The 23,935-nt window shown below is 65.8% G+C and carries 23 protein-coding genes; 17 read left to right on the top strand and 6 right to left on the bottom strand.

What is annotated here, in order from left to right; translation table 11 throughout:
- Positions 1-109 precede the first annotated feature (109 nt).
- Positions 110-2,209 carry a sodium-translocating pyrophosphatase gene (locus FYJ91_RS15985; protein ID WP_149523235.1) on the top strand — a complete coding sequence of 700 codons (2,100 nt, stop codon included), beginning with the start codon at positions 110-112 and terminating at the stop codon, positions 2,207-2,209.
- A 54-nt stretch (positions 2,210-2,263) separates the two neighbouring features.
- On the opposite strand, the gene FYJ91_RS15980 is transcribed toward FYJ91_RS15985, so the two are convergent.
- Positions 2,264-2,530: a hypothetical protein gene (locus FYJ91_RS15980; protein WP_149523234.1), complete on the bottom strand. Its 267-nt coding sequence runs from the start codon at positions 2,528-2,530 to the stop codon at positions 2,264-2,266.
- Between the two features lie 87 nt (positions 2,531-2,617).
- On the opposite strand from FYJ91_RS15980, the gene FYJ91_RS15975 reads away from it, so the two are divergent.
- From FYJ91_RS15975 to FYJ91_RS15955, 5 genes are read left to right on the top strand one after another with little or no spacing between them, the layout of a single operon-like run.
- On the top strand, positions 2,618-5,968 hold the full coding sequence (locus FYJ91_RS15975) for a glycosyltransferase (protein WP_149523233.1): 3,351 nt from the start codon (positions 2,618-2,620) through the stop codon (positions 5,966-5,968).
- Positions 5,958-7,259 (top strand): hypothetical protein, encoded by a 1,302-nt coding sequence (locus FYJ91_RS15970; protein ID WP_149523232.1) that lies wholly within the window; start codon positions 5,958-5,960, stop codon positions 7,257-7,259. Before FYJ91_RS15975 ends, FYJ91_RS15970 begins: the two co-directional genes overlap by 11 nt.
- A 32-nt stretch (positions 7,260-7,291) precedes the next feature.
- Positions 7,292-8,293, top strand: coding sequence for a threonine aldolase family protein (locus tag FYJ91_RS15965; RefSeq protein ID WP_149523231.1), 1,002 nt, complete (start codon positions 7,292-7,294; stop codon positions 8,291-8,293).
- On the top strand, positions 8,290-9,216 hold the full coding sequence (locus tag FYJ91_RS15960) for a DMT family transporter (protein ID WP_149523230.1): 927 nt from the start codon (positions 8,290-8,292) through the stop codon (positions 9,214-9,216). The genes FYJ91_RS15965 and FYJ91_RS15960 overlap by 4 nt, the downstream gene beginning before the upstream one ends.
- Positions 9,216-10,166 (top strand): DMT family transporter, encoded by a 951-nt coding sequence (locus FYJ91_RS15955; protein WP_149523229.1) that lies wholly within the window; start codon positions 9,216-9,218, stop codon positions 10,164-10,166. Before FYJ91_RS15960 ends, FYJ91_RS15955 begins: the two co-directional genes overlap by 1 nt.
- On the opposite strand, the gene FYJ91_RS15950 is transcribed toward FYJ91_RS15955, so the two are convergent.
- Positions 10,076-10,915 carry a Rossmann-fold NAD(P)-binding domain-containing protein gene (locus FYJ91_RS15950; RefSeq protein ID WP_149523228.1) on the bottom strand — a complete coding sequence of 280 codons (840 nt, stop codon included), beginning with the start codon at positions 10,913-10,915 and terminating at the stop codon, positions 10,076-10,078. The genes FYJ91_RS15955 and FYJ91_RS15950 overlap by 91 nt on opposite strands.
- 73 nt (positions 10,916-10,988) lie before the next feature.
- Here FYJ91_RS15950 and pepN point away from each other — a divergent pair, with 73 nt between their 5' ends.
- Positions 10,989-13,586: an aminopeptidase N gene (gene pepN / locus FYJ91_RS15945; protein ID WP_149523227.1), complete on the top strand. Its 2,598-nt coding sequence runs from the start codon at positions 10,989-10,991 to the stop codon at positions 13,584-13,586.
- Between the two features lie 31 nt (positions 13,587-13,617).
- Here pepN and fumC read toward each other — a convergent pair whose 3' ends face one another.
- Positions 13,618-15,006 (bottom strand): class II fumarate hydratase, encoded by a 1,389-nt coding sequence (gene fumC / locus FYJ91_RS15940; protein ID WP_149523226.1) that lies wholly within the window; start codon positions 15,004-15,006, stop codon positions 13,618-13,620.
- Positions 15,007-15,067: 61 nt separating this feature from the next.
- The gene (locus FYJ91_RS15935; RefSeq protein ID WP_149523225.1) at positions 15,068-15,553 is read right to left on the bottom strand and encodes an SspB family protein; all 486 of its coding nucleotides are present in this window, start codon (positions 15,551-15,553) and stop codon (positions 15,068-15,070) included.
- Between the two features lie 108 nt (positions 15,554-15,661).
- Here FYJ91_RS15935 and hisB point away from each other — a divergent pair, with 108 nt between their 5' ends.
- From hisB to FYJ91_RS15895, 8 genes are all read left to right on the top strand, one after another.
- Positions 15,662-16,249, top strand: coding sequence for an imidazoleglycerol-phosphate dehydratase HisB (gene hisB, locus FYJ91_RS15930; protein ID WP_149523224.1), 588 nt, complete (start codon positions 15,662-15,664; stop codon positions 16,247-16,249).
- 1 nt (position 16,250) lies between these two features.
- Positions 16,251-16,868: an imidazole glycerol phosphate synthase subunit HisH gene (gene hisH, locus FYJ91_RS15925; RefSeq protein WP_149523223.1), complete on the top strand. Its 618-nt coding sequence runs from the start codon at positions 16,251-16,253 to the stop codon at positions 16,866-16,868.
- On the top strand, positions 16,869-17,615 hold the full coding sequence (gene hisA, locus FYJ91_RS15920; RefSeq protein WP_149523222.1) for a 1-(5-phosphoribosyl)-5-[(5-phosphoribosylamino)methylideneamino]imidazole-4-carboxamide isomerase: 747 nt from the start codon (positions 16,869-16,871) through the stop codon (positions 17,613-17,615). It begins immediately after the preceding gene.
- Positions 17,612-18,373: an imidazole glycerol phosphate synthase subunit HisF gene (hisF, locus tag FYJ91_RS15915; protein WP_149523221.1), complete on the top strand. Its 762-nt coding sequence runs from the start codon at positions 17,612-17,614 to the stop codon at positions 18,371-18,373. Before hisA ends, hisF begins: the two co-directional genes overlap by 4 nt.
- A gap of 120 nt (positions 18,374-18,493) precedes the next feature.
- Positions 18,494-18,703 carry a hypothetical protein gene (locus FYJ91_RS15910; RefSeq protein ID WP_149523220.1) on the top strand — a complete coding sequence of 70 codons (210 nt, stop codon included), beginning with the start codon at positions 18,494-18,496 and terminating at the stop codon, positions 18,701-18,703.
- Positions 18,704-18,759: 56 nt separating this feature from the next.
- Positions 18,760-19,080 (top strand): phosphoribosyl-ATP diphosphatase, encoded by a 321-nt coding sequence (locus tag FYJ91_RS15905; protein WP_149523219.1) that lies wholly within the window; start codon positions 18,760-18,762, stop codon positions 19,078-19,080.
- 12 nt (positions 19,081-19,092) lie between these two features.
- Positions 19,093-19,473, top strand: a complete 381-nt coding sequence (locus FYJ91_RS15900) for a histidine triad nucleotide-binding protein (protein ID WP_149523218.1) — start codon at positions 19,093-19,095, stop codon at positions 19,471-19,473.
- A 112-nt stretch (positions 19,474-19,585) separates the two neighbouring features.
- A complete protein-coding gene (locus tag FYJ91_RS15895) occupies positions 19,586-21,124 on the top strand; it encodes an amino acid permease (protein ID WP_149523217.1) in 1,539 nt (512 codons plus the stop codon).
- A 19-nt stretch (positions 21,125-21,143) separates the two neighbouring features.
- On the opposite strand, the gene FYJ91_RS15890 is transcribed toward FYJ91_RS15895, so the two are convergent.
- Positions 21,144-22,145 (bottom strand): adenosine kinase, encoded by a 1,002-nt coding sequence (locus FYJ91_RS15890; protein ID WP_149523216.1) that lies wholly within the window; start codon positions 22,143-22,145, stop codon positions 21,144-21,146.
- A 90-nt stretch (positions 22,146-22,235) separates the two neighbouring features.
- Here FYJ91_RS15890 and FYJ91_RS15885 point away from each other — a divergent pair, with 90 nt between their 5' ends.
- Positions 22,236-22,598, top strand: a complete 363-nt coding sequence (locus FYJ91_RS15885) for a hypothetical protein (RefSeq protein ID WP_149523215.1) — start codon at positions 22,236-22,238, stop codon at positions 22,596-22,598.
- Here FYJ91_RS15885 and FYJ91_RS15880 read toward each other — a convergent pair.
- Positions 22,595-23,296, bottom strand: a complete 702-nt coding sequence (locus FYJ91_RS15880) for an ankyrin repeat domain-containing protein (protein WP_342788021.1) — start codon at positions 23,294-23,296, stop codon at positions 22,595-22,597. The two genes, FYJ91_RS15885 and FYJ91_RS15880, sit on opposite strands and share 4 nt — an antisense overlap.
- Between FYJ91_RS15880 and FYJ91_RS15875 the strand changes: the two genes are divergently transcribed.
- Entirely contained in the window at positions 23,295-23,903 is a 609-nt protein-coding gene (locus tag FYJ91_RS15875; protein WP_246152658.1) for an SCO family protein, read from the top strand. The two genes, FYJ91_RS15880 and FYJ91_RS15875, sit on opposite strands and share 2 nt — an antisense overlap.
- Positions 23,904-23,935 lie beyond the last annotated feature (32 nt).

Below are 23,935 nucleotides of genomic sequence, written 5' to 3'. Positions count from 1 at the left end.
CTTGCGGCCCCGCGCCAAGACTGACAGACTTTCGATAATCCGTGCGGTCGCCAAAAAACCAAAAGGCAATCCTCGCTCCGCACGGTTCAAAAAGAGGGAAGGAGAAGCGATGCTCATCTTGGAAGTCGCGATCGGCTGCGGCCTGATCGCCATCTTGTATGGATTGATAACAAGCCGCCAGGTTCTGGCCTCTTCGCCCGGCAATCAGACGATGCAAGACATCGCCGCCGCCATTCAGGAAGGGGCGGGCGCTTATCTCGGCCGTCAATATCGCACGATCGCGATCGTCGGCATCGTCGTCGCCGTGCTGGTCACCTATTTCCTGGGCGTTACTTCGGCGATTGGCTTCGTACTGGGCGCGCTGCTGTCGGGCGTGACCGGTTATATCGGCATGAACATCTCGGTTCGCGCCAATGTCCGCACCGCCGAGGCCGCGCGCGTCAGCCTGCAGAACGGCCTGACCGTCGCGTTCCGCGCAGGCGCCGTCACCGGCATGCTCGTCGCCGGCCTTGCCCTTCTCGCGATCGCCGTCTTCTTCTGGTACCTCACCGGCCCCGCGGCCCACGCGCCTAATGACCGTGTCGTGATCGACGCGCTCGTCGCGCTCGCCTTCGGCGCCTCGCTGATCTCGATCTTCGCGCGTCTGGGCGGCGGCATCTTCACCAAGGCCGCCGACGTCGGCGCCGATCTGGTCGGCAAGGTCGAAGCCGGCATTCCCGAGGATGATCCCCGCAACCCCGCCACGATCGCGGACAATGTCGGCGACAATGTCGGCGACTGCGCGGGCATGGCGGCCGATCTGTTCGAAACCTATGTCGTCACCGTCGGCGCCACGATGGTGCTGACCGCCCTGCTTGTCACCGGCGACGCCGGCTGGATCGGCAAGCTGATGGTGCTGCCGCTGATCATCGGCGGCGTGTGCATCATCACATCGATCATCGGCACCTACATGGTCCGCCTGGGCAAGAACCAGTCGATCATGGGCGCGCTCTACAAGGGCTTCTGGACCACCGCGATCCTCTCCATCCCCGCAATCTACGGCGTGGTTCACTGGACGGTTCAGGACATGAACTCGCCAATCGGCGTGGGCGGGGTCGATTTCCCGGCGATCAACCTGTTCTGGTCGGCGCTGGTCGGGCTGGCCGTCACCGGCCTGCTGGTGTGGATCACCGAATATTATACCGGCACCAACTATCGCCCGGTCCGGTCGATCGCCAAAGCTTCGGAAACCGGCCACGGCACCAACGTGATCCAGGGTCTGGCAATCAGCCTGGAGGCGACCGCACTGCCGACGTTGGTGATCTGCGTGGGCATCATCGTCGCCTATCAGCTCGCCGGCCTGATCGGCATTGCCTTCGCGGCGACGGCGATGCTGGCGCTGGCCGGCATGGTGGTCGCGCTCGACGCTTATGGTCCCGTCACCGACAATGCCGGCGGCATCGCCGAGATGGCGGGGCTGGACGAGAGCGTTCGCGTCAAGACCGACGCGCTCGACGCGGTCGGCAACACCACCAAGGCGGTGACCAAGGGCTATGCGATCGGTTCGGCGGGCCTTGCCGCGCTCGTGCTGTTCGGCGCCTACACCACCGATCTGCAGCATTATTTCCCCGACCTTGCGGTCAACTTCTCGCTCAGCAACCCCTACGTCATCGTCGGACTACTGCTGGGTGCGCTGCTGCCGTACATCTTCGGCGCATTCGGCATGACCGCGGTCGGCCGTGCGGCGGGTGCGGTGGTCGAGGAAGTGCGTGGCCAGTTCCGCGACAATCCGGGCATCATGGCAGGCACCAGCCGTCCCAATTATGCCCGTACCGTCGATCTGGTGACGCGCGCCGCGATCCGCGAGATGATCATTCCGTCGCTGCTGCCGGTTCTGGCACCGATCGCGGTCTATTTCGTCATCAAGGCGGTGGCGGGACAGGCGAACGGCTTCGCGGCGCTGGGCGCCCTCCTCCTCGGCGTGATCGTCAGCGGCCTGTTCGTCGCGCTGTCGATGACGTCGGGCGGCGGCGCCTGGGACAATGCCAAGAAGTATATCGAAGACGGCAATCATGGCGGCAAAGGCAGCGAGGCCCACAAGGCCGCGGTGACCGGCGACACCGTGGGCGATCCGTACAAGGACACGGCCGGCCCGGCCGTGAACCCGATGATCAAGATCACCAACATCGTCGCCCTGCTGCTGCTCGCCGCGCTCGCGCACGTGGCCTGACGCAGACAGGCATTCGAGACTATCGGCCCGTCCCCTCGTGGGGCGGGCCTTTTTCTACGCCGGCGATGGCGCCTTCTTCCGGATGAGGTAGCGATAGACGCCGATCAGGTTGATGACGAACAGGATGATATTCTGCGTCCCGATCCCCTTCGCCTCGGGGCCGAGGAATCCCCACAGGACTAGCGCGATCGACGACGTGACGAAGATGACGAAGCCGATCCCGGTCCAGCGCCGACCCAGATCGAGCGACACGATCAACGCCGCGACCGCGCCCGCCACGGCACCATACCATTGCAGCCCCGTGATTGCCGCATCGCCCATCGCCATCCCCTCTTTTCAATCTCTTGATTAAGGCGCTCAACGCGCCTCTAACCTCGCAAGTTGCGACACGCGCATGACGGATGCGGAATGGACGATCGGCCGATATTCTACGATGCCTCCGGCCGCCGCCGCCGCCGCTTCGCGCTGGCCCTACTGGCCTTCATCGGGTTGATCCTGCTGTCGGCGGGCATCTTCTTCGGCTCGATCGTCGAGGTGCAGCCACAGCCGCCTTTGCCGTTCGCGGTCGATAGCCCGCCGATCAGGCCCGCATCGGGCAAGGATACGCTGGTGCGCGACGGCGGGCGGCGCATCCGCCATCTGTGGCGCGACTTCGAACGATCGCTGACCGGCACGCGCCCTGCGACCGGACTCCCTCCCGAAAGCTACGCCTTCCATGCGCCGTGGGACGACGCATCCTCGGCCTCGCTGGCGCGCCATATCAACGATGTCGACTGGGTTATCCCCGGCTGGATCTCGATCACCGGATCCGATCACAAGGTGACGAGCTTCCCCGACACGCGCGGCAAGGCGGTGCTGAGCAGCGCACATCACCGGCCCAAGCTGATGCCGATGGTGCAGAATGCGCTCGATGGCGGGTGGGACGGCGCAGGGATCGCTGCCCTGCTCCATGATCCGGCCGCCCGCGCGCGGACGCTCGACCGCGTTGAAAAGCTGCTGATCGACAATCAGGCGCGCGGCGTCTTCTTCGATTTCGAAGAACTGCCCGACAGCGCCCATGCCGATTATCGCGCCTTCCTGGCCGAAGCGCATGCGCGGCTCGCCCCGCGCAACATGATCGTGTCGATCGCGGTGCCCGTTGCCGACGAGGCGTGGGATCTGAAGGCTTATGCCAAGGTCGCCGACCGGCTGTTCCTGATGGCCTATGACGAGCATTCGGAGGTCGGCGATCCCGGACCGATCGCGAGCACGCCCTGGTTCGCCGATTCGGTCGCGCGCGCGGTGCGTGGCCTGCCGCGGGCCAAGGTGGTCGTGGCGCTCGGATCCTACGCCTATGACTGGCAGAAGGGCGGCGATGTGGTCGCCCACTCGGTCGAGGATGTGTGGCTGATGGCGCGCGAATCTGGCGCGGACGTCCGCTTCGATCGACCAAGCGCGAACAGCCGCTTCGCTTATCAGGAGGGCGATGCCCGCCACGACATCTGGCTGCTCGACGCAGCGGCGATGCGCGCGCAGCTGAGCGCGCTCCAACAAATCGGGCTGAACGCGACCGCTCTGTGGCGGTTGGGCACCGAGGATCCGTCGATCTGGACGATGTTCGGGCGCGGCAAAGGTCGCATCCCGCCTGCGACTGCGATCGAGGACATCCCCGCGGGCACGAACGTGGATATCGAAGGCACCGGCGAGATATTGCGCATCGGTGCCGTGCCGGTGCCCGGCCACCGCACCGTCACCACCGACAAGAGCGGCGCGATCACCGACATTCGCTTCGTTCGGCTGCCCAGCCCCTATCAGATCGAGCGGACCGGCCACCGCCCCGGCCTGATCGCCCTCACCTTCGACGACGGGCCCGACCCGGTCTGGACCCCGAAGATCCTCGACATCCTGAAGGCCAACCACGTTCCCGGCACCTTCTTCATGGTCGGCGAAAATGCGCTGACCCAGCGCCCGCTGATCGAGCGGGTGATCCGCGAGGGGCATGAGGTGGGGAGCCACACGTACACCCACCCCAACCTTGCCAATGCCACGCCGCGCGAAACCGCACTCGAGCTCAACGCCAACCAGCGGCTGTTCCAGGCCTATACCGGCCGATCGCTGCGCCTGTTCCGCGCGCCCTATTTCGGCGATGCCGAACCGACCACCGCCGACGAAATCGTGCCGATCGAGGAAGCGCAGAAGCGCGGCTATCTCTCGGTCGGCCTGCATGTCGACCCCGACGACTGGATGCGCCCCGGCGTCGACCAGATCGTCCAGCGCACGATCGACGGGGTGGAGGGCGCGCGCGACGATTTCAGCGCCAATGTCGTCCTGCTCCACGATGCCGGCGGTGATCGCGCGCAGACGGTGGAGGCGCTGCCGATCATCATCCGCGAACTGCGCGCGCGCGGCTATCGCTTCGTGCCGGTCTCGACGCTGGCGGGGTTGAGCCACGCCGCGGTCAATCCGCCGATCTCCAAGGGCGATCGCTTCGCGGCCGAGGCCGATCTGGCGATGTTCAGCGCGCTGGGCGGGATCGTGATCGCACTCAAATGGATCTTCGGGGTGGCGATCACGGTCGGCATCCTACGCGCCATCGCGCTGTCGGGTCTCGCCTTGTGGCAGGCGCGGCGTGAGCAGAAGACCGTGTTTCCCCCGATCGATCCCGATCGATTCGTCACCGTCCTGATCCCCGCCTTCAACGAGGAGCGGGTGATCGAGCGATCGGTGCGCCGCGTGCTCGACAGCCGCGACGTCAAGATCGAGGTGATCGTGATCGACGACGGTTCGAAGGACCGCACCTCCGCGATCGTCGCGGAGACGTTCGCGGGGGACGATCGCGTCCGTCTGCTGACTCTGGAAAATGGCGGGAAGGCGCGCGCGCTCAACAAGGGGCTCGAGCTGGTCCGATCCGATCTGGTCATCGCGCTCGATGCCGATACCCAGTTCGAGCCGACGACGATCGCGCGGCTCGCGCGCTGGTTCGACGATCCGAAGCTGGGCGCGGTTGCAGGCAATGCGAAGGTGGGCAACCGCGTCAACCTCGTCACCCGCTGGCAGGCGCTCGAATATATCACCGCGCAGAATCTGGAGCGGCGCGCGCTCGCCCGGCTCGATGCGATCACGGTGGTGCCCGGCGCGGTCGGCGCGTGGCGGCTGGCGGCTATCCGCGAAGTGGGCGGCTATCCGCCCGATACGCTGGCCGAGGATCAGGATCTGACGATCGCGATCCAGCGCGCGGGATGGCGCGTCGATTACGACCAGTTCGCCGTCGCATGGACCGAGGCGCCCGAAAGCTTCGCAGCCCTCGCCAAGCAGCGCTTCCGCTGGGCCTATGGTACGCTGCAATGCCTGTTCAAGCATCGCGGCGCGATCAAGAGCGGGAAACCGAAGGGCTTGGCCCGGATCGGCTTGCCGCAAGCGATCATCTTCCAGATCCTGCTCGCCGCCATATCGCCGGTGATCGACCTTGCGCTGATCGTCAGCATCGCGGGCACGTGGATCTCGGTCGAGCAGCATGGCTGGGCGCAGACCAAGACCGATATCGACAAGATGCTGACCTATTGGCTGGTCTTCACCGCGATCGACCTGCTCGCCGCCGTGATCGCCTTCGCGCTCGAACGGCGCGAGAAATGGCGGCTGCTGTGGCTGCTGATCCCGCAGCGGATCGGCTATCGCCAGATCATGTATTATGTCGTTCTGAAGGCGATCGCGCAGGCGATGCGCGGGCCGAAGGTCGGCTGGGGCAAGCTCGAACGATCGGGCCGGGTCGATGCGGCCTGAAAAAGCCGCCTCGTTCGCCATCCCGGCGCTGGCGGCGATCTTCGCCATCGTCCAGATCGCGATCTTCCGCTGGGGCGTCGTCACGCCCGACGGCGTGCTGCAATATGGGCAGGCGCTGACCGGCCGATATGACGACTGGCACCCGCCGGTGACGGCCTGGCTGTGGCGGCAGTTGTTGCGCGTGGCGCCGGGTGGGGCGGGATATCTGATTTTCGACGCTGCGCTCTATTGGGGCGGCCTCGCGCTGATCGCCGATGGGCTGCGACGCAAGGCGGGTGTCGCGGCGGCAGTCGCGTTGCTGATGGTCGGGCTGCTACCAATCTCGTTCGGGCAGATCGGCGCGCTGTTGAAGGACACGTTGCTCGCCTGCCTGCTGACGATGGCGGCGGCCCTGCTGTGGCGCGGATGGACCGCCGGGCGGCTCGTCACCGTCGTCCTGATCGTCATTGCCGCCGCCACCCGCTTCAACGCCCTGTTCGCCGCCGCGCCTTTGCTCCTGCTCGCCTTACCGACACGCTGGACCCGGCGGCCGTGGATCATCCTGAGCCTGCTGGTCGCCGCGCTCGGCGGCCTCGCGATCACGAGCAACCTGATCAACGTGCAGGCGCTCAAGCCCCACCGGTCGCAACCCTTCCTCAGCCTCGTCAATTTCGACCTTGCTGGGATCGTCGCGCATGGCGGCGCCAATGGTTATCCGGCGTTGAGCGACGCCGAGGCCAGGCGCTACACCGCGCATTGCTACGACCCCGCCCTCTACGGCCTGAAGGATCAGGTCGGCTGCGCCGCGCCCGAGGAAAGCCTGGCCAGTTGGATCGAGCGGCCGGGCGAAAGCGGCGTCGGCGTGTGGGTCAACGCGGTCCTGACCTCGCCCCGCGCCTATGCCGCGCACCGCATCGCGCATCTCAACCGCAACTGGCGGGTCGCGCCGCCCGTCATCCCCAACGATGCGGTCTATGTGATGAGCGCGCCGAACGATCTGAGCCTCAGCTTCACCGCCCGCCCGGCGGCGCATGCCGTATCCGACGCCGCATGGGCGATGGCTCGGTCGCCGCTCGGCCGACCATTCGTCTGGATTCTTTGTGCGGCCGTCCTGCTGATCCTGTCGCCCTGGCTGGCCGAGCGGCGCTTCGTCGCGGCGCTCTCGGCATCGGCGCTGTGCTACGGCCTCGGTTATACGGTGTTTAGCGTGGCTTCCGATCTGCGTTATCATCTGTGGACGATGCTCGCGGCACAGATCGCGCTGGTCCTGACTGTCGCTACGGGCTTTCGGAGTCGCACGCAGCGCGATTGACTTGGCCGCTTGCCCCGCGCGATGCGGGCGTCATGCGCTTTTTCTCCGATAATGCCGCCAGTGTCTGCCCCGAAGTCCTGGACGCCATCGCCCGCGCCAATGCGGTCGACACCGCCTATGATGGCGACGCGCTCAGCAAGCGGCTCGACGGCGCGTTTTCGGACCTGTTCGAAACCCAAGTCGCCGCTTTGTGGATCGCGACTGGCACCGCGGCCAATTCGCTGGCGCTCGCATCGCTGGTCCAGCCCTATCAGGGGATCGTCACCCACGAACAGGCGCATATCCAGGAGGATGAGTGTGGCGCGCCCGAATTCTACACGGGCGGCGCGAAGCTCATGCTCGTCGGCGGCGAAGGTGCGAAGCTGACGCCTGAGGCCGTCACCGCGCGGGTCGCGCCGATCCGCCACGACGTCCACCAAACGCAGCCGGCCGCGCTCTCGATCACCAACGCCACCGAATATGGCCTGACCTACTCTCCCGCCGAGGTCGGCGCGCTGGGCGACATCGCGAAGGCGCGCGGCTGGGGCTTCCACATGGACGGCGCACGCTTTGCCAATGCCGTCGCCTCCACCGGGGCCTCGCCCGCCGATCTGACGTGGCGCGGCGGGGTCGACGTGCTCAGCTTCGGTTTCGTCAAGAATGGCGGCATGTCAGCCGAGGCACTGATCTTCTTCCGCCCCGAGCTCGCCGCGCAGGCGCGGTACCGCCGCAAGCGGGGAGGTCACCTCTTTTCCAAGGGCCGCTTCGCCGCCGCGCAGATCCTGGCGATGATCGACAACGACATCTGGCTGCGCAACGCCCGTGCGGCCAACACCGCCGCGACGCGCGTTGCCGATGCCGCCCACGGCCGGCTCGTATATCCCGTGCAGGCGAACGAACTGTTCGTCCGCGTTTCATCCGACGAAGCGGCGAGGCTGCGTGCGCAGGGTTTCGATTTCTACGATTGGGCGCCGGGGGAGATACGGTTGGTGACGAGTTGGGATCAACCGGCCGAACAGGTCGAAGCACTTGCGGCCGCGGTCGCGGCCCTGTGAGCAGCCTCGCCCCACCCGCGCCGGTCGGCATCGTCCCGACCCGCGTCATCCTGCCCTTCATCATCGTGACGTTGATCTGGGGATCGACCTGGACGGCGATCCGATATCAGATCGAGGCGGGGATCGATCCCTTCTGGTCGATCGGCCTGCGCTTCAGCATCGCCGCGGCCGCGATCTTCGCTTATGGCGCCGCCCTTCGCCAGCCGCTGCGCCTGCCGATCGGCGGCTATGCCTATGCGATCGCGTTCGGCAGCTCGCAATTCTTCCTGAACTTCGTGTTCGTGTACGAGGCCGAACGCTACGTCACGTCGGGCGTGGTCGCGATGTTCTTCGCGCTGCTCATCATCCCCAATGCCATCCTCGGCCGCATCTTCCTGAAGGCGTCGGTGGGGCGCGAATTCATCATCGGATCGCTGATCGCCGGCGCGGGCCTGGCCATGCTGTTCGCGCACGAAATCGGCGCTGTCGCGCGCGACGGATCGGACAAGGCGGCGCTCGGCATCGGCTATACGATGATCGCATTGATCTTCGCGTCCTTCGCCAATGTCTCGCAGGGGGCGGTGCGCGTCCGTGCGCTGCCGCCACTGGGCGTCCTCGCCTGGGGCATGACCGCGGGCGCGACCTTCGCGATCCTGGTCGCGCTCGTGCGCAGCGGCCTGCCGACGGGGCTGACCCCGCTCTATCTGGGATCGACCCTGTATCTGGGGTTGGCGGGATCGGCGCTGACCTTCCCGCTCTATTTCTTCATGCTGCGCCAGATCGGCCCGGCGCGCGCGGCCTATACCGGGGTGGCGGTGCCGGTGATCGCGATGATCCTGTCGACGATCCTGGAGGGTTATCGCTGGTCGATGCCCGCTGTCATCGGATCGCTGCTGGCGCTCGGCGGTCTCGTGATCGCGATGCGCGCGCGCAAGCCAGCCTGATGGGCAGCATCGCCCCGCCAACGCCAGTCGGTCCAGCTCCCGTCGGCGTGGTGCCGACCCGTATCATCCTGCCCTTCATCATCGTGACATTGAGCGGGGGATCGACGTGGACGGCGATCCGGTATCAGATCGACGCCGGGGTCGACATGTTCTGGGCGATGAGCCTGCGCGCACTGATCGGCGCGATCGCGATGATCTGCTGGTCGCTGCTGATCCGCGCGCCGCTGCGCCTGCCACCGCGCGGCGTCGCCTATGCTGCGATCATCGGCCTTCTGCAGTTCTTCCTCTGCTTCCTGTTCATCTACGAAGCCGAGCGTCATGTGACGTCGGGCGTGGTCGCGATGTTCTTCGCGTTGCTGATCGTGCCCAATGCGATCCTGGCGCGCATCTTCCTGAAGATGCCGATGAGCAGAGAATTCCTGATTGGATCGGCGGTGGCGATCGTTGGCATGGCGATGCTGTTCGCCAGCGAGATCGCCGCTGTCGCGCACGGCAATGCCGAGGCCGCGATCATCGGCATCACCCTGACCCTCGTCGGCCTGTTATTCTCATCGGCTGCAAACGTCGCGCAGGCGAGCCGCTATGCAAAGTCACTACCGCCCATCGCGGTGCTGGTCTGGTCGATGGTGATCGCGTCGATTGCCGCGATGATCCTGGGATATGGGCGATCGGGCATGCTGCCGCCGACGGCACTCTCCCCTGCTTTTGTGCTATCGACCGTCTATCTTGGCCTGTTCGGATCGGCGCTCACCTTCCCGCTCTATTTCTTCCTGATCCGACAGATCGGCCCGGCGCGCGCGGCCTATTCGGGGGTGACGGTGCCGATCGTGGCGATGATCCTGTCGACGATCCTCGAAGGCTATCGCTGGTCGCTGCCGGCAATCGCGGGATCGGCGTTGGCGCTGATCGGGCTGGTCATCGCGCTGAGGGCCGCCAAGCCCGCGCGATAATCGGGATAAAGCGGGCGCCAGCCGAGCAGGCGACGCGCCTTGCCCGCCGAGACGCGGCGATTCTCCGCATAGAAAGCGGCGGCGGCGGGCGACAGCTTCGCTTCGGCCAGCGTCAAGAGCGGCGGCGGCGCGACACCCAGCAAGGCACTGGCATAGGCAATGACTTTGTTCTGCGGCACCGGCCGATCGTCGGCGATGTTGAACACTCCCGCCGGCCCGCGATCCACACTCGCCAGCACCCCACCAACGATGTCGTCGACATGGATCCGGCTGAACACCTGTCCGGGCAGGTCGATGCGATGCGCCTTACCCTCCCGCACCCGATCGAGCGGCGAACGGCCGGGGCCGTAGATGCCCGGCAGGCGGAAGACCCGAACCTGGGCGTGCAGCGCCTGCCACGCCAGATCGGCGTCGGTCCGCGCGCTGCGCCGGCCGCCGCCCACCGGCGCAGTCTCGTCAACCCATGCGCCGCCCGTATCGCCATAGACGCCGGACGACGACAGATAGCCGATCCATCGGGCGTCCGACGCCGCAAGGGCATCGGCATGGCGAACCAGCACGGGATCGCCGTCAGCATCGGGCGGGACAGACGACAGGATGTGCGTCGCCGCCGCGATCTGCGCGGAAACCGCCGCCAGGTCGCCAATCGCCGATCGCCCCACCATCGCGACATGCCAGCCGCACGCGTTCAACGCAGCGGCGATGCGGCTCGCCGTATAGCCGGGGCCGAAGATCAGGATCGAGGACATCGGGTGCTCTTAGCGCGTTGACCCAGAGCCGAAACCATTGTTTCGCCCCCCGCCCAGGATTAGACCACCCACCATGCTCGACGCCCAATCCGCCACCGCCGCCCCGCCGATCATCCGCCGCGAGGAATATCGCGCGCCCGACTGGCTGGTGCCCGAAGTGGAGCTCGACTTCGCACTCGATCCCGCGGCGACGCGCATCAAGGCGCGATTCCACGTCACCCGCAACGGCGCGCACCACCGCCCGCTGCGCCTGGATGGAGACGGGCTGACGGCGTTGTCTGTGACGATCGACGGCGCGGCCGACGACGACGCCTGGCGAATGGCTGGCGACGACCTGCTGATCGACCTGAGCGGCGAATCGCACCTGATCGAAACCGAGGTCGAGATCAGCCCGCAGGCCAACACCCAGTTGATGGGCCTTTACGCCTCGACCGGCATGTTGTGCACCCAGTGCGAGCCCGAAGGTTTCCGTCGGATCACCTTCTTCCCCGATCGGCCCGACATCCTCAGCCGCTACACGGTGCGGCTGGAGGCGGACAAGGCGCGCTTCCCCGTGCTTCTGTCGAACGGCGATCTGGTCGGCTCGGGCGATCTGGACGGGGGGCGCCACTTCGCGCGTTGGGTCGATCCCTTTCCCAAGCCGACCTACCTCTTCGCTCTGGTCGCCGCCGACCTGAAGGCGAATGTCGATCAGTTCGCGACAATGAGCGGCCGCAACGTCAAGCTCGCCATCTGGGTGGCCGAGGCCGACCTCCCCAAGACCGGTCATGCCATGGCCGCGCTCAAGGCGTCGATGGCGTGGGACGAAAAGGTCTATGGCCGCGAATATGATCTGGGGGAATTCAACATCGTCGCGGTCGCCGATTTCAATTTCGGCGCGATGGAGAACAAAAGCCTCAACATCTTCAACTCGCGCTACGTTCTCGCCGATCCCGAAACCGCGACCGATGCCGATTTCGACGCGGTCGCCGGCGTTGTCGCGCACGAATATTTCCACAATTGGTCGGGCAACCGCGTCACCTGCCGCGACTGGTTCCAGCTATCGCTGAAGGAAGGCTTCACCGTCTTCCGCGATCAGGCCTTTTCGGCCGATCAGGGTTCGCCGGCCGTCAAGCGGATCGAGGATGTGCGCGGGCTTCGTGCAGCGCAATTCCCCGAAGATGCAGGGCCACTGGCCCATCCGATCCGGCCCGAAAGCTATATCGAGATTTCGAACTTCTATACCGCGACCGTCTATAACAAGGGCGCGGAGATCATCCGCATGCTCCACACCATGTTGGGGCCGCAGCGTTTCCGGGCGGGCACCGACCTTTATTTCACCCGCCATGACGGCACCGCCGCGACCTGCGAGGATTTCGTGCTGGCGATGGAGGAGGCGAGCGGGGTCGATCTGTCGCGCTTCCGCCTGTGGTACAGTCAGGCGGGCACCCCGCGCGTCAAGGCGACGCTGACCCATGAGGCGGCGAGCGGACGTGCGCACCTCACACTGGAACAGAGCGTGCCAGCGACGCCGGGCCAGCCCGACAAGCAACCGATGCCGATCCCATTGCGGCTCGACCTGTTCGGCGAGAAGACGCAGCGCAGCTTCGGCGGCGAACGGCTGGTGATGCTGGACGACGATCGGCTCGACGTGACGTTCGAGGGCATTGGCGAGCGCCCGGTCCTGTCGATCAACCGCGGCTTTTCAGCGCCGGTCATCATCGAAACGGATCGCTCCGCGGCCGACCTCGCCTTCCTGTCGGCGCATGATGACGATCCTTTCGCCCGGTATGAGGCGATGCAGCAGCTGATGCTCGACACGCTGGTGGGCAGTGTCGCGAACGGCAAAGCCGATCACGGACCGGTGATCGAGGCGGTGCAGCGCACCCTGACCGACCCGATGCTCGACAGTGCCTTCATCGGCGAGGCCGTCCTGCTGCCGTCCGAGGGTTTCATCGGCGATCAGATGCTCGTCGTCGATCCGCAGGCGATCCATCAGGCGCGCGAGGCGTTGCGCCGCGATCTGGGCACCACCCTGTCCGACGCATGGCGCGACGCTTATGATCGCAGCCGCGCCAACCGTTTCGAACAGACTCCGCAGGCCAAGGGCGCGCGGCGGCTGCGCAACGTCTCGCTCGGCTTCATGATGGCGGGCAAGGCGACCGACGTGCCCGGCATCGCCAAGGACCAGTTCGACGCCGCCGACAACATGACCGACCGGCAGGGCGCGCTCGGCATCCTATCCAACGTCTATGCGCCCGAACGCGACGCGGCCTTTTCGGACTTCTACGCGCGCTATCGCGACAATGGGCTGGTGCTCGACAAATGGTTCACCACCCAGGCGCTGTCGGTGCGGCCCGACACGATCGATCAAGTGATCGACCTTGCCGACCATCCCGATTTCACGCTGAACAACCCTAACCGGCTGCGATCGCTGGTGGGCGCTCTCTCCGCGAACCAGTTGGTGTTCCACGATCCATCGGGGCGCGGCTACCGCTTCCTGGCCGACATGGTTCTGGCGGTCGACAAGCTCAACCCGCAGACCGCCGCGAAGCTCGTCCCGCCGCTCGGCCGCTGGCGCCGATTCGGCGAGACGGCGCAGACCGCAATGCGCGCCGAACTGGAGCGCATCGTCTCAACGCCGGGCCTGTCGAAGGACGTGTTCGAGCAGGTTTCGAAGAGTCTCGTCTGATCCCCAACGAACGGTGTGGGGTGGTGGGCGTCTAGCGCCCGATCATATCCTCCGGCCGCACCACGCGATCAAAGGTCGCTTCGTCGATCAGGCCCAGCGCCAGGCCCGCTTCCTTGAGGGTCAGCCTCTCATGATGGGCATGCTTGGCGATCTTTGCGGCATTGTCATAGCCGATTTCGGGCGCCAGCGCGGTGACGAGCATCAGCGAGCGGCCGACCAGTTCGGCGATCCGGCGCTCGTCGGCCTCCATCCCGTCGACGGCGCGCTCGGCAAAGCTTTCCATGCCGGTCGCGAGCAGATCGATCGAACGCAGCACCGCCGCACCGATCAGCGGCTTGAACACGTTGAGTTCGAGATGCCCCTGCAATCCGCCGATCGTGACCGCCTGATGATTGCCGATCACCTGGGCTGCGACCATCGTCAGCATCTCACACTGGGTGGGATTGACCTTACCCGGCATGATAGAGCTTCCAGGTTCGTTTTCCGGCAGCATCAATTCGGCGAGCCCCGAGCGCGGCCCCGATCCCAGCAGGCGGATGTCGTTCGCGATCTTGGTGAGCGAAACCGCCAACGTCGCGAGCGCCGCCGACAGGTGGACGAGCGCATCGTTCGACGCCAGCGCCTCGAACTTATTGGGTGCAGTGACGAAGGGCAGGCCGGTCAGATCCGCAATTTCGGCCGCCACCGCGACATCAAATCCCGGCGAGGTGTTCAGCCCGGTGCCGACCGCCGTGCCGCCCTGCGCGAGCAGCAACACGCCTGCCGCCGCCGCCTCAATCCGTTTACGCCCGGCCACAAGCTGCGCGGCATAGCCTGAAAATTCCTGCCCCAGCGTCAGCGGCGTCGCATCCTGCAAATGGGTTCGTCCGATCTTCACAATCCCGTCCCACGCCTTCACCTTCGCCTCGATCGCGTCGGTCAGCCGGTTGAGCGCGGGATAGAGGCGATCGTGCACCGTCCGCGCGGCCGCGATGTGGAGCGCGGTCGGAAAACTGTCGTTCGACGATTGCGCCATGTTCACATGATCGTTGGGGTGGACCGGCGCCTTGCCGCCACGCTTGCCGGTCAGCGCTTCGTTCGCGCGGCCGGCAATCACCTCGTTGACGTTCATGTTGGTCTGGGTGCCCGACCCCGTCTGCCAGATGACGAGCGGGAATTGATCGTCGAGCGTGCCCGCAACCACCTCCGCCGCCGCCGCCTCGATCGCGTCGGCGACCTTGGCGTCGAGACCATGCGCCCGGTTCACCCGTGCCGCCGCTTGCTTCACGATCGCCAGCGCATGCGGGATCGCGATCGGCATCCGCTCGCGCTCGCCGAAGGGGAAATTCTCGATCGATCGTTGGGTCTGTGCACCCCAATAGGCCGAGGCCGGCACCTCGATCGGCCCGAAGCTGTCGGTTTCGGTGCGGGTATCGGCCATGACGAATCTCCTACTTGCGAATCGATCGCAACATAGGACGATCAGCCGTCAGGCCAAGCGCTTACTTCTTGCGGGTGAAATCGATCGAGACGACGTTCGATCCGTCCTCGACCGGGGTCGCGATCGGCGCGTCGTTGCCGGCGGTCTCGTGGCCGGGCTCCTCGCCGTCATCGTCGATCTGCGCCTGGAACTGGAGTGCGAAGTTGACCGCGGGATCGACGAAGCCGGTGACCGCGCCGAACGGGATGATCAGCTTGGCCGGAACCTGGTTGAACGACAGCCCTACTTCGAAGCCGTCCGGCTTCACCTTCAAATCCCAGAAGCGATTCTGGATGACGATCGTCATTTCGTCGGGGAAGCGTTCGACGAGGTGTCGGGGAATGTCGACTCCCGGTGCGCCCGTCTTGAAAGTGATGTAGAAATGGTGCTCGCCGGGCAGCCCGCCAGCACTTTCGACCTCGCCCAACACGCGGCCGACCACGGCGCGCAGCGCCTCCTGGACGATCTCGTCATAGGGAATCAGGCTGTCGGGCGCTTGGTCGCTCATGGCGCTTTAGGTGAACGCCCCCGCCCGCCGGGTCAAGTCGTGCGTTGCAGTGCGGCGTCGACCCGTTATAGGCGGCGGCGCCATAAAGGCCCGGGGGACAAGCACGCGATGCGCACCGCGACGATCACGCGAAAGACCAGCGAAACCGATATTTCGGTGGCGCTCAACCTCGATGGAACTGGCATTTATACGGTGTCGACCGGAATCGGCTTCCTCGATCATATGATCGAGCAGCTGTCGCGCCACTCGCTGATCGACCTCGACGTCAAGGTTTCGGGCGATCTCCACATCGACCAGCACCACACGACCGAAGATTGCGCCATCGCGATCGGGGACGCGCTGGCCAAGGCGCTGGGCGACAAGCGCGGCATCACCCGATACGGCCATGCCTATGCGCCGATGGACGAGACGCTGACCCGCGTCGCGCTCGACATTTCGGGCCGGCCCTGGATCGTGTGGAAGGTCGCGCTCAACATGCCGCGCCTGGGCGAATGGGACACCGAGCTGATCGAACACTGGTTCCACAGCTTCGCGCAGTCGGCGGGGATCACGCTGCACGTCGAAAATCTCTACGGTTCGAACAACCACCATATCGTCGAAAGCTGCTTCAAGGGGCTGGCACGCGCGCTGCGCGTCGCGACCGAGATCGATCCGCGCAAGGCCGACGCGATTCCGTCGACCAAGGGGACGCTCTGAAGTGGCCGAGACGATCGCGCTGATCGATTATGGCGCGGGGAATTTGCGGTCGGTGGAGAATGCGTTGCGGGCGGCCGGCGGCGATCCGACGGTTACCGCCGATGCCGAGATCGTCCGCACCGCCGATCGCATCGTCCTGCCCGGCGTCGGCGCCTTCGCCGCGTGCATGGGTGGGCTGGAAGCGATCCCCGGCATGGTCGATGCACTGCGCGAGGCCGTCCTCACACGCGGCGCGCCGTTCCTGGGCGTGTGCGTGGGCATGCAGCTTCTCGCAGATGCGGGGCATGAATATGGGTCGACCCCCGGCCTCGGCTGGATTGGCGGCGACGTGCGGCTGATCCAGCCGACCGAGCCCGCGATCAAGGTGCCGCACATGGGATGGAATGATGTGGTGCCCGCCGTGACGCACCCGCTGATCGTTCCCGGCGAAGCCTATTTCCTGCACAGCTATGCCTTCGACGTGACCGATCCTGCGCATGTCCTTGCGACCACGACGCATGGCGCGACGCTGACCGCCGCCGTCGGCCGCGACAATATCGTCGGCGCGCAATTCCACCCCGAAAAGAGTCAGGCCTACGGCCTCACCTTCCTTTCCCGCTTTCTCGACTGGAAACCGTAGATGCCGATCACCGTCTTTCCCGCGATCGACCTCAAGGGTGGGCAGGTCGTGCGCCTGGCCGAAGGCGATATGGCGCGCGCGACCGTCTATGGCGACGATCCCGCCGATCAGGCGCGCAAGTTCGCGGAAGCGGGCGCCGACTGGCTTCATGTCGTCGATCTCGACGGCGCATTCGCCGGCCGCGCGGTCAATGCCGAGGCGGTGGAAGCGATCCTCGATGCCTTTCCCGGCAAAGTCGAACTCGGCGGTGGCATTCGTGACCGCGCCGCGATCGATCGCTGGCTCGATCTGGGCGTCGAGCGCGTGATCATCGGCACCGCCGCGCTGGAGAATCCCGAACTTGTGAAGGAGGCCGCCCGCGCGCTGCCGGGCAGGATCGTCGTTGGTGTCGATGCGCGCGACGGCTTCGTCGCGACGCATGGCTGGGCCGATGTGTCGACCGTCAGCATTTACGACCTCGCCGATCGCTTCGCCGATGCGGGGGTCGCGTCGCTCCTGTTCACCGATGTTGGTCGCGACGGGCTGCTGAAGGGCTGCAATGTCGAGGCGACCGTCGCGCTCGCCCGCCATGCATCGATCCCCGTGATCGCGAGCGGCGGCGTCGCATCGATCGCCGATATCGAGGCGCTGACGCCCCATGCCGTCGACGGGATCGAGGGCGTCATCACCGGGCGCGCGCTCTACGATGGACGGCTCGATCTGGCCGAGGCGATTCGGGTCGCCCGTTCCGAAGTAAAACGCGGATGACGGTTCGCGTCCGCATCATTCCCTGCCTCGACGTCGCGGGCGGCCGCGTGGTGAAGGGCGTCAACTTCGTCGACCTCGCCGATGCGGGCGACCCCGTCGAGCAGGCGAAGGTCTATGACGCCGCACAAGCCGACGAGCTCTGCTTCCTCGACATCACCGCCAGCCATGAGGGACGCGGCACTATCATCGACGTGGTCGCGCGCACCGCGGCGGTCTGTTTCATGCCCCTCACCGTCGGCGGCGGCGTGCGCACCGTCGACGATGCCCGTGCGTTGCTTCTGGCAGGGGCCGACAAGGTCGCGGTCAATTCGGCGGCGGTCGCGCGGCCCGAACTGTGCGCCGAGATGGCCGAACGCTTCGGCGCACAATGCGTGGTCGGCGCGGTCGACGCGCGCAATGTGGGCCCGGGCCGCTGGGAAATCTACACGCACGGCGGCCGCAAGCCGACCGGCATCGACGCGGTAGACCATGCCAGGCGGCTCGCCTCGCTGGGCGCGGGCGAGATTCTGCTGACCTCGATGGACCGCGATGGCACGCGCGACGGATATGACCTCGCCTTGACCCGCGCTATCGCCGACGCGGTCGACGTGCCGGTGATCGCGAGTGGGGGCGTCGGCAATCTCGACCACCTCGTCGCGGGCGTGACCGAAGGGCATGCGAGCGCCGTCCTCGCGGCATCGATCTTCCATTTCGGCAAGCACAGTGTCGCCGAAGCGCGCAATGCTTTGCGGCAAGCGGGGCTTCCTGTCCGCAGCTAAGCTGTCGGAACATTTTACACGGTTAACGGCCACCATTTCGTCCGACGCCCGAAATCGGCGCTTTCCTCACTCTGGCATGACGTTTGCGTTAACGTTTGCAGATAGAATTGGGGGAAGACGATGGTTCTCGAAAAGATCACGGCGCGACTGATGTTGATCGCTTATGTCAACGCGCTGGCAGCCCCGGCATGGGCCACGCTGGCCGCCCCCAAACACTCGGTTGGCGACATGTTGGCCGAGCCGAGCGCGATCGTGATGCTCATGATCGGCACCGCCGGCCTGATCATCGGCCGCTTCGCGATCGCCAGCCGTCGCAAGGGCAGCAAGTAACCCTCGATTGATCACGCCGGATTGACCGAAACCGCTTCATGCGCTTTGGGGGGCGCATGACCGCGACCCTCGACCGGCTCGAATCGACCATCGCCGCCCGCCGCGGCGCGGATCCCGACTCCTCTTATGTCGCCCGGCTCAACGCCAAGGGCATGGCCAAGATCGCGCAGAAATTGGGCGAAGAAGCTGTCGAAACGGTGATCGCGGCGATGCGCGGCGACGCGGCCGAACTGACCGGCGAGGCCGCCGACCTGCTGTTCCACCTGATGGTCCTGCTCGGTGCGTCGGGCGTTCCGATCGCCGACGTGATGGCCGAGCTTGATCGACGCGAGGGCGTCTCGGGCATCGCCGAAAAAGCAGCGCGACCGAGAGACTGACCGGAGAGAGACATGCCGATCGACGCGACCCAGCCTTATGACGACGGCAACGTCTTCGCGAGAATCCTGCGCGGCGAGCTACCGTGCAAGAAAGTCTATGAGGACGATTTCGCCCTCGCCTTCCATGACATCAATCCGCAGGCGCCCGTCCATATCCTGGTGATTCCCAAGGGGCCGTATGTCTCGTGGGATGATTTCAGCACGAAGGCGGGCGATGTCGAGCTTGCCGGCTTCATCCGCGCGGTGGGGCATGTCGCCCGCGAGGCGGGTCTGGTCGAGCCCGGATACCGCCTGCTCGCCAACATCGGCGGCCACGGCCATCAGGAGGTTCCGCACCTTCATGTCCACATCTTCGGCGGGCGCCAGTTCCGCGAGATGATTCCGGGGGTCTGAACGTCTCGGCGTTTCCTGCCGCCGCGCGCTATTGCGCGTCACGAAAAGACGGCTAGGCTCCCCACCCCATGACCGTCGGCGCTTAGGGACGCCGGCGACTGGGGAAATCCGCATGATTTTCGGGCGCGTAAAGCCTCTCGATGCCATCCTCGCCACAGCGGCGAAAAAATCACTCCACCGTTCTCTTGGCGCCTTCCAGCTGACGATGCTGGGCATCGGCGCTGTCATCGGCACCGGCATCTTCGTGCTCACGGCCGAGGCCGCGCAGAAAGCCGGGCCGGGCATGATGGTGTCGTTCATCATCGCCGGCGTGGTCTGCGCCTTCGCCGCACTCTGTTATGCCGAAATGGCGTCGATGGTGCCGGTTTCCGGCTCCGCATACACCTACAGCTACGCCGTGATGGGCGAGCTGATCGCGTGGCTGGTCGGCTGGGCACTGATCCTCGAATATGCGGTGGCCGCCGGCGCGGTGTCGGTCGGCTGGTCGGGCTATGTGGTCGGCCTGATCGAACATAGTTTCGGGATCGATATTCCCGACACGCTTGTGCTCGGGCCGTTCGACGGCGGGCTGATCAACTTGCCCGCGATGGCGATCGCCTCGCTCGTCACCTGGCTGCTCGTCATCGGCACCAAGGAAAGCGCGACCGTCAACGCCGTGCTGGTGGCGATCAAGGTCGCGGCACTCACCCTGTTCATCGCGCTGGCCGTGCCGGTGATGAACACGCCGCAATTCTCGCCGTTCGCACCGACCGGCTTCGTCGGCATCTCCATGGCGGCGGCATCGATCTTCTTCGCTTATGTCGGCTTCGACGCGGTTTCGACCGCGGCCGAGGAAACCAAGAACCCGCAGCGCAACATGCCGATCGGCCTGATCGGTTCGCTGGGCATCTGCACGATCTTCTACATCCTCGTCGCAGCGGGCGTAATCGGTGCCCCGGGTCTGAGCACCCAGCCGGTGGTCGGAGCCGCAGGCGCGATCCTCGAACCGGGCAGCCGCGAACTGGCGCAGCAATGCGCCGTCCGCGCCACCGAAGGCTTCAAGGACGTTGTCTGTTCGAAGGAGGCGCTGGCCTTCACGCTACGCGAAATCGGCTGGCCGCAGATCGGCAACCTGCTCGGACTCGCCGCCGGGCTGGCACTGCCTTCGGTCATCCTGATGATGATGTTCGGTCAGACCCGCATCTTCTTCGTGATGAGCCGCGACGGCCTGCTGCCGCGTGCCTTTTCGAAGATCCACCCGACCTTCCACACGCCGCATGTGATCACGATCATCACCGGTGTGTTCGTGGTCCTGTTCTCGGCGTTCTTCCCGGTGGGGCAGCTCGCCAACATCTCCAATTCGGGCACCTTGTTCGCCTTCGCGGCGGTTTCGATCGCGGTGATGGTGCTGCGCCGGACCGATCCGAGCCGTCATCGCCCGTTCCGTACGCCGCTGATCAACATCACCGCGCCGCTCTCGATCCTGGGCTGCGTCTATCTGTTCGCCAGCCTCGATCATAAGAGCATCATCCTCTTCGTGATCTGGGCGGCGATCGGCCTGCTGGTTTATTTCGGCTACAGCCGATCGCGCAGCCATGTGGGCCGCGGCGTGATCGATACGCATGAGACCGACGCGGACATCCCGCCGCCGCCGGTTCCGCCGGTAAACTGATCGTCGCGAGCGGGTGGGGTCAGCGCCCCATCCGCTCCGAGATCAGGGCGGCGACGTCCTCGCCCTCGCGGAAGCGCGGGCCGATGCGGGTGATGATTTCGCCCGCGACGACCGATCCCATCCGCAGGGCGACGGGCAGCGGCTCGCCCCGCACCAGACCGGCAAATACGCCGGCCGCAAAGGCATCGCCTGCACCCGTCGTGTCGACTACTGGTCCGGCAGGCTCGGCAGGCACATCGAAGCGCTTGCCACCCGCCACACCGACCGCGCCTTCAGGGCCGCACGTGACGATCAGCAGCGGCACCTGAGTCGCCAGATGCGCCAGCGCCGCATCGAAATCGGCGATGCCGGTGATCGCACACAGCTCACCATCATTGGCGAAGAGAATGTCGATCAGTCCATCCGCGATCAGCCCGCGGAATTCGTCGCCATGTTCCGAAATGCAGAATTCCGACGACAGGGTAAACGCCACCTTGCGCCCAGCCTCGCGCGCGAACCCGATCGCCTCGATCGCGCGGGCGCGCGGCTGTTCCGTCCGGAACATATAGCCTTCGACGTAGAGTATGCCGCTGCTCGCGATCAGCGCGGGATCGAGCGAGGCGGGCGGCAGATATTCGGACGCTCCGATAGCGGTGTTCATCGTCCGGTGCCCATCCGGATGGACGATGATCAGGCATCGGCCGGTCGGCACCTCGGGCAAGGGTGCCACGTCAAACGCAATGTGATGGCGATGGAGATCGTCGGCGAACAAGGTGCCCAGCCGATCATCGCCCACCTGCCCCACGAACGCGCACCGCGCACCTGCGCCGGCAAGCGCCGCCAGCGTGTTGGCGGCCGATCCCCCGCTCACCTCCTCGCAAATCCCCATCTCGCGGTGGAGGACGACCGCGCGCTGCGGGGCGATGGGGGCCATCAGCCCCTTGGTGATGCCGCGCACGACGACGAACTCGTCTTCCTGGTGGCTGAGCACGTCGACCAGCGCATTGCCGATCGCGACGATATCGAACTGGGGCGCGGTCATCGCCTGCCGCTAGCCGATTGCGGCGTCCCGGCAAAGCAGTCGACCGCATCGAGGGTTGCGATTCTCGTCGGAAAGATGCTGTCAGGCGACATGAAGCGCTCGATCCCCCTCATCGCCCTCACTCTGATGCTCGCCGCGTGCGGCGAAACCATCCCCGTCGTCAACGCCACGCCGCCGCCGGTCCGTGTCGACATGGGGCTGGATCGCGTGATGGGGCATGATGCCCGTGCGCTGATCGCCCTGTTCGGCAATCCCGACCAGGACATGCGCGAGCCGCCCGCGCGCAAGCTGCAATATGCGAGCGGGGTATGCGTGCTCGATGCCTATCTCTATCCGCCTGCGGCGGGACGCGAGCCCCTCGTCACCCACATCGACGCACGGTCGCCGGCTGGCGACGATATCGACCGCGCCTCATGCATCGCGGCACTGAGCCGGCGCAAAGCCGCGCGTTAGAGGCCCGGGCCGGCAATCTTCGGCTTGGGCTTGGCGGCGGCAGGCGCTTCCTGCAGCACCTTGAGCACGGCGACCGAGCGCGGATCGCTGGTGGCATAATCGAGCGCCGACTTGCCCGCGATGCGATCGCCCTTCTTGGGATCGGCGCCGGCGGTGAGCAGGATGCGCACCATCGGCACGTTGCGCGCCTGCGTGGCGACGATCAGAGGGGTTTCGCCATTGCCGTTGGGCAGATCGACCTGCGCGCCACGCTCTATCAACAGGTTCGCGCCTTCGATGAAGCCGACTCGGGTGGCGGCCATCAAAGGCGTTTCGCCCTGCTGGTCCTTCACATTCGGGTTCGCGCCCTTGGCGAGCATGAAGGTCGTCCACGTCATGTCGCGGCGCTTCACCGTGATGTGGAGCGCGGTTTCGCCATTGGTATAATCGCGGGTGTTGACGATGCCGTTGGCGCTCTTGTCGAGCGCCTTGGTGACGACGGCGCCGTCGGCATCGCGGACACCCTTCAGGAAATTGTAGCTGTCGGAGAATTGCGCCATCGCCGGGCCGGCGGCCATCAGGGTCGCCGTCGCGACAATCGCCGCCCGTCCGATCATCCGCGCCGCCTTCGATGCCGTATATTTCATCTGACTGTCTGGTCCCTGGGGCTCGTCGCTCTTGAAAGGGCGCGCATAGCAAAGCATGGCTGGCGCCGCCATGAACAATCCGTATCGCAACCGTTTCGCACCCGTAGCACTGGCCATCGCACTGGCCCTTGCCGGCCCCATTGGCTGCGGAGGAGGCAATGAGACGCCCCCGCTCGCCGGCGCCAGGATCGGCGGGCCTTTCACGCTGACCGATCAGGACGGCAAGCGCGTGAGCGACAAGGATTTCGCCGGCAAATATCGGCTCGTCTATTTCGGCTACACCTTCTGCCCCGACATCTGCCCCACCGATCTGCAGAAGCTGGGACAGGGGATGCGCGCGCTGGAAAAGGACGATGCGGCGGCCGCGGAGAAGATCCAGCCGATCTTCATCAGCATCGATCCGGCGCGCGATACGCCCGCCATACTCAAAGCCTATGTCCCCGCCTTCCACCCCCGCCTGATCGGGCTGACCGGCACGCAGGCCGAGATCGATGCGGTGGCAAAGGAATATGCGGTGTTCCACGCCAAGGTGCCGACCAAGGACGGCAACCCCAATTATCTGATGAATCATTCGACCCAGATGGTGCTGTTCGATCCGAACGGTGCGCCGCTGGCGCTGATCCCGCAGGACAAGTCGCCCGCCGAAATGGCGGCGGAGATGAAACGCTGGGTGAAGTGACCGACGAAAGGCCCTTCTGGGAGACCAAGCAG

It is taken from the genome of Sphingomonas montanisoli, assembly GCF_008274695.1.
Lineage (GTDB): Bacteria > Pseudomonadota > Alphaproteobacteria > Sphingomonadales > Sphingomonadaceae > Rhizorhabdus > Rhizorhabdus montanisoli.
This window is presented reverse-complemented; position numbering and strand designations above follow the sequence as displayed.

What these genes read in the sequence shown, in the direction of transcription:
- FYJ91_RS15985 (WP_149523235.1), top strand. Translation starts at nt 110, where the DNA reads ATGCTCATCTTGGAAGTCGCGATCGGCTGCGGCCTGATCGCCATCTTG.
- FYJ91_RS15980 (WP_149523234.1), bottom strand. Translation starts at nt 2,530, where the DNA reads ATGGGCGATGCGGCAATCACGGGGCTGCAATGGTATGGTGCCGTGGCG.
- FYJ91_RS15975 (WP_149523233.1), top strand. Translation starts at nt 2,618, where the DNA reads ATGGACGATCGGCCGATATTCTACGATGCCTCCGGCCGCCGCCGCCGC.
- FYJ91_RS15970 (WP_149523232.1), top strand. Translation starts at nt 5,958, where the DNA reads ATGCGGCCTGAAAAAGCCGCCTCGTTCGCCATCCCGGCGCTGGCGGCG.
- FYJ91_RS15965 (WP_149523231.1), top strand. Translation starts at nt 7,292, where the DNA reads ATGCGCTTTTTCTCCGATAATGCCGCCAGTGTCTGCCCCGAAGTCCTG.
- FYJ91_RS15955 (WP_149523229.1), top strand. Translation starts at nt 9,216, where the DNA reads ATGGGCAGCATCGCCCCGCCAACGCCAGTCGGTCCAGCTCCCGTCGGC.
- FYJ91_RS15950 (WP_149523228.1), bottom strand. Translation starts at nt 10,915, where the DNA reads ATGTCCTCGATCCTGATCTTCGGCCCCGGCTATACGGCGAGCCGCATC.
- pepN (WP_149523227.1), top strand. Translation starts at nt 10,989, where the DNA reads ATGCTCGACGCCCAATCCGCCACCGCCGCCCCGCCGATCATCCGCCGC.
- fumC (WP_149523226.1), bottom strand. Translation starts at nt 15,006, where the DNA reads ATGGCCGATACCCGCACCGAAACCGACAGCTTCGGGCCGATCGAGGTG.
- FYJ91_RS15935 (WP_149523225.1), bottom strand. Translation starts at nt 15,553, where the DNA reads ATGAGCGACCAAGCGCCCGACAGCCTGATTCCCTATGACGAGATCGTC.
- hisB (WP_149523224.1), top strand. Translation starts at nt 15,662, where the DNA reads ATGCGCACCGCGACGATCACGCGAAAGACCAGCGAAACCGATATTTCG.
- hisA (WP_149523222.1), top strand. Translation starts at nt 16,869, where the DNA reads ATGCCGATCACCGTCTTTCCCGCGATCGACCTCAAGGGTGGGCAGGTC.
- hisF (WP_149523221.1), top strand. Translation starts at nt 17,612, where the DNA reads ATGACGGTTCGCGTCCGCATCATTCCCTGCCTCGACGTCGCGGGCGGC.
- FYJ91_RS15910 (WP_149523220.1), top strand. Translation starts at nt 18,494, where the DNA reads ATGGTTCTCGAAAAGATCACGGCGCGACTGATGTTGATCGCTTATGTC.
- FYJ91_RS15905 (WP_149523219.1), top strand. Translation starts at nt 18,760, where the DNA reads ATGACCGCGACCCTCGACCGGCTCGAATCGACCATCGCCGCCCGCCGC.
- FYJ91_RS15900 (WP_149523218.1), top strand. Translation starts at nt 19,093, where the DNA reads ATGCCGATCGACGCGACCCAGCCTTATGACGACGGCAACGTCTTCGCG.
- FYJ91_RS15895 (WP_149523217.1), top strand. Translation starts at nt 19,586, where the DNA reads ATGATTTTCGGGCGCGTAAAGCCTCTCGATGCCATCCTCGCCACAGCG.
- FYJ91_RS15890 (WP_149523216.1), bottom strand. Translation starts at nt 22,145, where the DNA reads ATGACCGCGCCCCAGTTCGATATCGTCGCGATCGGCAATGCGCTGGTC.
- FYJ91_RS15885 (WP_149523215.1), top strand. Translation starts at nt 22,236, where the DNA reads ATGAAGCGCTCGATCCCCCTCATCGCCCTCACTCTGATGCTCGCCGCG.
- FYJ91_RS15875 (WP_246152658.1), top strand. Translation starts at nt 23,295, where the DNA reads ATGAACAATCCGTATCGCAACCGTTTCGCACCCGTAGCACTGGCCATC.
- FYJ91_RS15880 (WP_342788021.1), bottom strand. Translation starts at nt 23,296, where the DNA reads ATGGCGGCGCCAGCCATGCTTTGCTATGCGCGCCCTTTCAAGAGCGAC.